The organism is Hydrogenovibrio sp., assembly GCF_049975065.1.
In the GTDB taxonomy this organism is placed as follows: domain Bacteria; phylum Pseudomonadota; class Gammaproteobacteria; order Thiomicrospirales; family Thiomicrospiraceae; genus Hydrogenovibrio.
The window spans coordinates 1-7160 of the sequence record NZ_JBNGDN010000051.1; the positions used below are offsets into that span (position 1 = coordinate 1).

A 7160-nucleotide genomic window follows, 5' to 3' on the forward strand; every position below is an offset into this window, starting at 1 on the left:
TTTGTCGGCGTGAGATGTTTCGGCTTCGCTCAACATGACATCGTTTTTTAAAAAACTTCGCGCCTTCGTACCCAGAGGGCATGTATGTCTTCGTGGTTCAAAAATTCTCGGTGTCTCTGTGGTTCAAACATCAATCGAGTTTGTCGTTGTTAAAATTTTCCACCCAGCTGGGGTCAAAGCGGGTTTGGTGGATGTCGATGCCGAGATTGATGAGTTGTTGCACCAGTTGTTCTTTTTCCGCTTTGATTTCAATGAGTTCGTGGCTGTTGTCTTCCAGTTGGTACATTTGCGTCAGCCCGAGGTGGTAAAACCGCAAAATTTTTAATGCCTGTGGGTCGTCTTGTGCGGCTTTTTCTTTTACGGCATCAATCACATTGGTGATGTGCATGAGGTTGCGCTTTAATCGCCAGCCGTACATGGCTTCGTGCATCCAGCCGCTGTCTTTGAAAAAATAACGCACAATTAAGCCGGTGATGGCCAGCCCGACCAGTGCGCCGAGTAGATTTAGAACAATGTGGTTGGAGCTGTAGGGTCCCAAGTATTCCACGAATGCGGTGGCGACGATCATGCCGATGACGATAAACATCGCCATGATTTTTAAGGTAGCGTTGCGCGTGCGTTTGCGGTAATACGCCGGATCCATCTCTTGGATTTCAAACATAACCGATTCCTTGCTTGTGATTTCCTCATAAACCGAGGCGTTATTTTGTGTAAGGCAAAATCTTAGCATGACCGTTGCCGGGTTGTGAGAGTATCTCATGATCATGCGCAGGATTGTGCTCACGATCGTGACCGAAATGGCCAGGCCTGGGGATAATGGATTTTCCAGCGCATGGGGGGGGAATCACGGTATAATCTTGCGTTTTTAATCCGTGACGGAAGCCGCCCCGATGCAATGCGGCTCGGTATTCGACAGGATGAAGTGACAGGATGAAACGACACGATTTTTACTTTGACTTACCTGACGAACTGATTGCGCAGCAACCGACGCAGGAGCGTACCCAGAGCCGTTTGTTGGTGATGGAAGCCGATGGTGGACTCGCGGATAAACAGTTTCCGGATTTGCTGTCGTATCTGAATGCAAACGATTGTCTGATTTTTAACGATACCAAGGTGATTCCGGCGCGATTGTTCGGGCAAAAGGCCTCCGGCGGTCAGGTGGAGTTGTTGATTGAACGGGTGCTGGATCATGAGCGGGTGCTGTCGCATATTCGCGCCAGCCGTTCGCCCAGGCCTGGCACAACGCTGCGCATTGCGGAGGCCTTTGAGGCGGAAGTCTTGGGGCGTGACGGTGCCTTGTTTGAATTAAGGTTTTCACAACAGGCGTCGGACTTGTCGGTGTTGGAGTTGATTGAAGCGTATGGGCATATGCCGTTGCCGCCGTATATCGAGCGCGAAGATGCGCTGGAAGATAAAGAGCGTTATCAAACGGTGTATTCCGCCAGGCCTGGCGCGGTGGCGGCACCGACCGCTGGGTTGCATTTTGATGAGGCACTGCTGGAACGGATTCGCGCGAAAGGTGTTTCGACCGGATTTGTGACCTTGCATGTTGGGGCGGGGACTTTTAAACCGGTGCAGGTGGACGACATTGCCGAGCATGTGATGCACTCCGAGGTGATTGAGGTGTTGCCGGAAACCGTGGCCTTGATTGCGGAAACCAAGCGTAAAGGTGGGCGGGTGATTGCGGTGGGCACCACCTCGGTGCGCAGTTTGGAAAGCGCGGCGCGGTTTTCCACGTCTGGCGGCTTGCAACCCTATCAGGGCGAAACCGATATTTTCATTACCCCGGGTTACGAATTCCAAATAGTGGATGGGCTTTTGACCAATTTTCACCTGCCGGAGTCCACCTTGATTATGCTGGTGTCGGCGCTGGCGGGGTATGAGCGTACTCTGCAGGCGTATGCGCATGCCGTCGAACAGCGTTATCGCTTTTTCAGCTACGGCGATGCGATGCTGGTGCATCCGGCGGCGATCAACGAATAACGATTGGACACATTAAATGAAATTTGAATTGGATAACCAAGATGGGCGTGCGCGTCGCGGGCGCTTGATTTTTGACCGAGGCCTGGTGGAAACCCCAGCCTTTATGCCGGTGGGCACCTACGGCTCGGTGAAAGGGATGATGCCGGAAGAGGTGGCCGATACCGGCGCCCAGATTATTTTGGGCAATACCTTTCATTTGGCGATTCGTCCGGGCACGGACATTATCGAACAGCATGGCGATTTGCATGATTTCATCAATTGGCCGGGGCCGATTCTGACCGATTCCGGCGGGTTTCAGGTGTTCAGCCTGGGCAAGATGCGCAAGATTGTGGAAGCGGGGGTGCATTTTCGTAATCCGGTCAATGGCTCGCCGTTGTTTATGGGGCCGGAAGAGTCGATGGAGATTCAGCGCCAGCTGGGTTCGGACATAGTGATGATTTTTGACGAATGCACCCCTTATCCCGCCACGCATGAGGTGGCGGCCGAGTCGATGCGTTTGTCCTTGCGCTGGGCGGAGCGTTCCAAACAGGCACATGAAGGCAATCCGTCGGCGTTGTTCGGCATTGTGCAGGGCGGCATGTATGAAGATTTGCGCCAAGAGTCGATTCAGGCGTTGATGGACATCGGTTTTGACGGTTACGCCATCGGGGGCTTGTCGGTGGGCGAACCGAAAGACGAGATGATGGGAACCCTGGATTTCACTGAGCCGCATATGCCGGTGGATAAGCCGCGTTATATGATGGGGGTCGGCAAGCCGGAGGATATAGTGGAAGCGGTACGTCGCGGCATTGATATGTTTGACTGTGTGATCCCGACCCGTAATGCCCGCAATGGCTTCCTGTTTACCCATTCGGGTGTCATTAAAATTCGCAATGCGGTGCATAAGACCAGTTTGGCGCCGTTGGATGCCAAGTGCGATTGTTATACCTGTCGCCATTACACTCGCGCCTATTTGCATCATCTGGATAAGTGCGGTGAAATTCAGGGCGCACGCCTGAACACCATTCATAATTTGCATTATTATCAGCTTTTGATGAAAGGCCTGCGAGACGCCATCGCATCGGAATCCTTGGACGCTTTTGTAGCGGAGTTTTACGCTGAACGCGGCGAAACGGTGCCGATTTTGTGAATAGAATTTTTGGCGATTTTGTGCCACAATAGCGCGGTTTGATATTTACTAAGGAGATAAAAAAATGTTTTTGATTTCAGATGCCATGGCGGAAGGGGCGGCAGCGTCTCAAGGAAGCGGTTTTGAAGCGCTGTTGCCGTTGATTTTATTGTTTGTGGTGTTTTACTTTTTGCTGATTCGTCCGCAGCAAAAGAAAGTGAAAGAACATAAAAAACTGGTTGAAGCCATTGGTAAAGGGTCAGAAGTGGTGACTTACGGTGGTTTGGCGGGGAAAATCCGTGAATTGGACGAAAATTTTGTCGATTTGGAAATCGCCGATAATGTCACCGTGAAAGTGGAACGTCAGAATATTTCACGCGAGTTGCCGAAAGGCACCTTAAAAGGCACGGCGGAATAAGGTTCGTGCGGGTTAAAAAAGGGGCTGTCTAGCCCCTTTGTTTTTTGGGTCGGGGGCGGTGGTTCTCTGCCCAGTGACGTTGTCAGTGGTCTTTTGGAAATACAATCATGTTTGAGTCAAGGCAAAAAGTCATCAATAACCAGTATCCGGCGTGGAAATATCTGTTATTGCTTATCGTTATTATTGTGGGGTTTGTGTACGCGGCTCCAAACCTGTTCGGTGATGATCCGGCGGTGCAGGTGTCCCCAGCGAAGTCGGTGCAATTCAATGCCGAAACCGAAAAGACACTTGAAAGTCTCTTGGCTCAGGCGGAATTGACGCCCAAGTCGCTGGTGTTTGATAACGGCCAGTTTCTGATTCGGTTTCACAATACCGATGAGCAGATGAAGGCGCGGAGTCTGATTCGTGAGGCCTTGGGACGTCAGGCGGTGGTGGCGTTGAACCTGGCACCGGCTACGCCGGACTTTTTACGTGCTCTGGGGGCGCAGCCGATGTATCTGGGGCTGGATCTGCGCGGCGGGGTGCATTTTTTGATGGATGTGGATATGGAATCCGCCATTGAAAAAACCTACAACCGTTATGTGGATGAAATCAAAGCCAAATTCCGCAGCGAGAAAATTCGCTATCTGGCGGTGGAGTATGAACAGGATCATTTGATGGCGAAGTTCCGCGATGCCGCGAGTGTGACCGCCGCTGCGAACGTGTTGCAGAAAGACTATCCGGGGGAGTTTAATCTGGTTGAAAAGCCGGAGCTGCAGACGCTGGAAATTTATCTGCTGCCGAAAACCTTAGCGGATGCACGTACCTACGCGCTGAAACAGAATATCACCACTTTGCGCAACCGTATCAATGAACTGGGCGTGGCCGAGCCGGTGATTCAGCAGCAGGGTGACCGCCGCATTGTGGTGCAGTTGCCCGGTGTGCAGGACACCGCCAAGGCGAAGGAAATTCTGGGCGCGACCGCGACTCTGGAGTTTCGCTTAGTGGAAGAGACGGGCGATGCACGGCGGGCGGAAAAAACCGGCTATGCGCCGAATGGTGCGCGGCTGTATTACTTCCGTGATGGGCGACCCATTCTGTTGCAACGTAGTGTGATTGTGACCGGGGATAATGTGATTAACGCTCAGTCGGGCATTGACCCAGAATCGGGTTCACCGGAAGTGACGGTGACGCTGGACGGTGTGGGTGGGCGTAAGATGCTGGCCACGACCAAGGAAAACATCGGTAACCGCATGGCGGTGGTGTTTATTGAGAATCGTGTCGATACTCTCGAAAAAGACGGCGAAATCATTAAAAAACGCGTGACCACTCAGGATGTCATTAACGCGGCGGTGATTCGCGGTCAGTTTGCGAATCGCTTCCAGATCACCGGTTTGGACAATCCGCAGGAAGCTCAGGATTTATCGCTGTTATTGCGTGCCGGTGCCTTGGCGGCACCGATGGAAATCGTGGAAGAGCGTACGGTCGGCCCGAGCTTGGGGCAGGATAATATTAACCAAGGCATGATGTCGGTGCTGGTGGGCTTCCTGCTGGTGCTGGTGATTATGGGCTGGCGTTACAAAACCTTTGGCATGATTGCTAATGTGGCGTTGACGCTGAATTTGGTTTTGATTGTGGCGGTGCTGTCCTTGCTGCAAGCGACGCTGACCTTGCCGGGGATCGCGGGGATCGTGTTGACGGTGGGGATGGCGGTGGACGCGAATGTGCTGATTTTCGAGCGTATTCGCGAGGAGCTGCGTTCGTCGTCGGTGCAGTCGGCGATTCACGCGGGCTATGAAAAGGCGTTTGTGACCATTGCGGATGCCAATATCACCACCTTGCTGGCGGCGATTGTGCTGTTCAGTTTCGGCACCGGGCCGATTAAAGGCTTTGCGATTACGCTGTCCATCGGCATTATCACCTCTATGTTCACTGCGATACTCGGCACGCGAGCTGTGGTGAACGCGCTCTACGGCAATAAGCCGGTAGAGAAATTATCGGTTTAGTCGGGAGAACACTATGAGCGCAAAAGCAAGCAAACAAAATACGGCGACGGCGGATCAAGTGTCCTACAGGGACGCTCAGTCTCAGGCGACGCATTATAATTTTATGGGGTACCGCAAGCTGGCGATGTGGGTGTCGCTGGTGTTGATGATCTTGTCTTTGGTCGGTCTGTATACCAAGGGCTTAAATTTGGGAATTGATTTCACTGGCGGCACCATTGTGGAGCTGTCCTATGAGGAGGCCGCCGATGTGGATGGCATTCGTAATGGCTTGCAGGTCGGCGGGTTCGAGCAGGTGGTGGTGCAGAATTTTGGCTCGGCGGAAGAAGTGTTGATTCGCATTGCGCCGGTTGACGGACTGGATTCCGCGCAGATCAGCAATCAGGCGATGGATACCTTGCGTGAGCATCATTCCGATGCGTTTGAGTTGCGGCGGGTGGAGTTTGTCGGCCCCCAGGTGGGCGATGAGCTGACCGAAGACGGTGCCTTGTCGGTACTCTATGCCCTCTTGGGGGTGTTGATTTATGTGGCGCTGCGCTTTGAATTCCGTTTTTCCATCGGGTCGGTGGCGGCTTTGGTGCACGATGTGGTGATTACCATCGGGGTGTTTGCTTGGACACAGGCGCAATTTGATTTGTCGGTGCTGGCGGCATTGTTAGCGGTCATTGGTTATTCTCTGAACGATACCATTGTGGTGTTTGACCGGGTGCGCGAGAATTTCCGCACGGTGCGGGACGGCACGCCGGAAGAGGTGACGAATCTGGCGGTGAATCAGATGCTGGCGCGAACCTTGATGACGTCTTTGACGACGTTGGTGGTGTTGCTGGCGCTGTTTTTCCTTGGTGGCGAAATCATTCATAATTTTGCGTTGGCGTTAATTGTCGGCGTGGTGGTGGGGACCTATTCATCCACTTTTATTGCCAGTTCCATTGCCCTAGCGCTGGGCGTATCGAAAGAAGATTTAATGAAGCCGGTGAAAGAGGGGGTGGATGCCACCGCACAGGAAGAAGAGTTGAACCGCATTTTCTTGGAACAAGAAGCGGCGCGTGAAGCTCAGGAAGCGTCCAAATCCGGCAAAGGTAAGTAGGCTGGGTTCGTTAGGGATTGAGCCGAATCAAAAATGGATGACGTCTGAAAAAGACCCGACCGGATGAGGATCCGGTCGGGTCTTTTTTGAATCGAATGAAGCGGTTTGGCCGTGTTGCATGGCACGATGGCTTCAGTGATGGGTGGCGTTCAGGGGGGAGGACTCCATTTCTGAATTCATCAGCACTTCAATCTGCTCCTGCGATAGATATTCATGCTCGTGTCCGGGTTGTTCACGCCGGACGGCGCTGGGCAGATCAAAATCGAGATGCTTGAGCTGCTTGCGGTTCATGGTGTTGACAAAGTTCTGCAACGCCAGAATAACTTGACCGTTTAGGTCACGATTCGTCTGTTCCAGAATGATGTCGTGCAGCTGGTTAACCCATTTCATCTGAGTCACCCGCACGCGTTCGGCATGCTCGCGCAAGCGATTGCTTTTGAGGTACTGCGGATAGTCCGCGGTGAGCGTCTTGATGTCGTCGATAATCATCTCCGCAATCTGAATGGTTTGCTCGGAGGTGGTTTCCAGACGACGATCAATGTAGTCCAGGCAGGTGCTGACCTTCTGGGGGGTGTCCATTTT

The 7160-nt window shown here is 52.7% G+C and carries 7 protein-coding genes; 5 read left to right on the plus strand and 2 right to left on the minus strand.

From position 1 onward, the window contains the following. Window positions 1–130: 130 nt before the first annotated feature. A complete protein-coding gene (locus ACP5D0_RS07000; protein ID WP_472364949.1) occupies window positions 131–661 on the minus strand; it encodes a DUF3087 domain-containing protein in 531 nt (176 codons plus the stop codon). 269 nt (window positions 662–930) lie between these two features. Between ACP5D0_RS07000 and queA the strand changes: the two genes are divergently transcribed. From queA to secF, 5 genes are all read left to right on the plus strand, one after another. Beyond that, window positions 931–1983: a tRNA preQ1(34) S-adenosylmethionine ribosyltransferase-isomerase QueA gene (gene queA, locus ACP5D0_RS07005; protein WP_472364950.1), complete on the plus strand. Its 1053-nt coding sequence runs from the start codon at window positions 931–933 to the stop codon at window positions 1981–1983. Window positions 1984–1999: 16 nt separating this feature from the next. Further along, a complete protein-coding gene (gene tgt, locus ACP5D0_RS07010) occupies window positions 2000–3112 on the plus strand; it encodes a tRNA guanosine(34) transglycosylase Tgt (RefSeq protein ID WP_472364951.1) in 1113 nt (370 codons plus the stop codon). Between the two features lie 64 nt (window positions 3113–3176). Further along, complete coding sequence (gene yajC / locus ACP5D0_RS07015) at window positions 3177–3509, plus strand: preprotein translocase subunit YajC (RefSeq protein WP_472364952.1); 333 nt, start codon at window positions 3177–3179, stop codon at window positions 3507–3509. A gap of 107 nt (window positions 3510–3616) precedes the next feature. Then, entirely contained in the window at window positions 3617–5494 is a 1878-nt protein-coding gene (gene secD / locus ACP5D0_RS07020; protein WP_472364953.1) for a protein translocase subunit SecD, read from the plus strand. Between the two features lie 103 nt (window positions 5495–5597). Then, the gene (secF, locus tag ACP5D0_RS07025) at window positions 5598–6578 is read left to right on the plus strand and encodes a protein translocase subunit SecF (RefSeq protein WP_472364964.1); all 981 of its coding nucleotides are present in this window, start codon (window positions 5598–5600) and stop codon (window positions 6576–6578) included. Window positions 6579–6710: 132 nt separating this feature from the next. Here secF and ACP5D0_RS07030 read toward each other — a convergent pair. Then, a partial coding sequence (locus ACP5D0_RS07030) for a hypothetical protein (RefSeq protein WP_472364954.1) occupies window positions 6711–7160 on the minus strand: 450 nt, incomplete at its 5' end.

Excerpts from the sequence above, each read along its gene's own strand:
- ACP5D0_RS07000 (WP_472364949.1), bottom strand. The coding sequence starts at position 661 with ATGTTTGAAATCCAAGAGATGGATCCGGCGTATTACCGCAAACGCACG.
- queA (WP_472364950.1), top strand. The coding sequence starts at position 931 with ATGAAACGACACGATTTTTACTTTGACTTACCTGACGAACTGATTGCG.
- tgt (WP_472364951.1), top strand. The coding sequence starts at position 2,000 with ATGAAATTTGAATTGGATAACCAAGATGGGCGTGCGCGTCGCGGGCGC.
- yajC (WP_472364952.1), top strand. The coding sequence starts at position 3,177 with ATGTTTTTGATTTCAGATGCCATGGCGGAAGGGGCGGCAGCGTCTCAA.
- secD (WP_472364953.1), top strand. The coding sequence starts at position 3,617 with ATGTTTGAGTCAAGGCAAAAAGTCATCAATAACCAGTATCCGGCGTGG.
- secF (WP_472364964.1), top strand. The coding sequence starts at position 5,598 with ATGGGGTACCGCAAGCTGGCGATGTGGGTGTCGCTGGTGTTGATGATC.